Raw genomic sequence first — 999 nt, 5'->3', positions numbered from 1 at the left:
TGCCGGGCGCGCCGGCACCCTGGTGGGCCGGAAGGAAAAAGGGCGGCCCGGCCAACCCCGCCTGGCGGGAGTCGGCCGGGCCGGGCAAGGCGTCGTGTCAGAACAAGCGTCCGACGCGAAATGGGTCGCGGTGGCATGGGCAACCACACCGCCAGGTGAACCCTGGCAGGGACACTTTGAGCGTGACGCCGCCTTCCTGAGGCCCGCCAAGTCGATGTGGGCAGTCGTCGTGGCGGCCCTGGTCGCAGGATTTGGTGGGTGCGTTAACCGGCATGTCGACGATCACCTTGGTGCCCTTGATCTGATCGGGGTAGGTGATCCAGCGGATCCCGTCGACGTAGCGGATTTTGGCGTGTCGTTTGATGCGCTCGACGGGCCGGACGGTCGAACCGCACCACTGTTCCCAGTACTGCTCGCTGCTCATGGGTGGCTCCTTTCGTGTGGCGGTGGCTAGCGGGTGGCCGGCAGGGCGGCGCGGAGCTGGTCGGCGGTGATGGGTGTCCAGCCCACCCCGGCACACGCCCAGGCGGTTTCGCCGAGCACGACGACATCGCCCACCGATAGGCTGCGGTTCCCGGCGAGCCGGTAGCGCAGCGCCCAACTATGTTGCGGGCGTGCGATGTTGAGTTGTTCGAAGACAATCTCGAGTGCGCCGGGGATCACGATGTCGGCGGGCGCGCCGTGGAGCAGTTCAAGGTCGAAGTGGGCAGCTTGGTGCAGCCGGGCTGGCGCGTAGGTGTTGAAGCCGAAGAAGTGGTCTTCGCCCTCGTTGAGGTACACGGTGGTGGTGATGTGTGCCATGGTGTTTCTCCGTTTCGTGCGGTGGGTGGTGCGCCGATCAGCGCGGGGGGAGCGACCAATCGGGTGAGGGTGGGCGGTCAACCCCGCAGAGTCCGCGCCGAACGCAGCAGGGTTTTCGGGCCGCTCGCCGGGCGCAAAGCGCCCCGCGGTGAGCTGGCATGGGCCCGAAAAGGTCACTTGTCCTGCGTAGTTCGGCGC

General features: G+C 67.3%; 2 protein-coding genes. Both read right to left on the bottom strand.

Annotated elements, in window-relative coordinates; all coding sequences use genetic code 11:
- Window positions 1-97: 97 nt before the first annotated feature.
- Window positions 98-424, bottom strand: coding sequence for a hypothetical protein (locus HMPREF0591_RS26260; RefSeq protein WP_007171798.1), 327 nt, complete (start codon window positions 422-424; stop codon window positions 98-100).
- A 26-nt stretch (window positions 425-450) separates the two neighbouring features.
- On the bottom strand, window positions 451-801 hold the full coding sequence (locus HMPREF0591_RS26255) for a hypothetical protein (RefSeq protein ID WP_007171797.1): 351 nt from the start codon (window positions 799-801) through the stop codon (window positions 451-453).
- Window positions 802-999 lie beyond the last annotated feature (198 nt).

This window comes from Mycobacterium parascrofulaceum ATCC BAA-614 (assembly GCF_000164135.1).
GTDB lineage: Bacteria > Actinomycetota > Actinomycetes > Mycobacteriales > Mycobacteriaceae > Mycobacterium > Mycobacterium parascrofulaceum.
The sequence above is the reverse complement of the archived record's forward strand: the minus strand, read 5'-3'. Positions and strand labels throughout refer to the sequence as shown.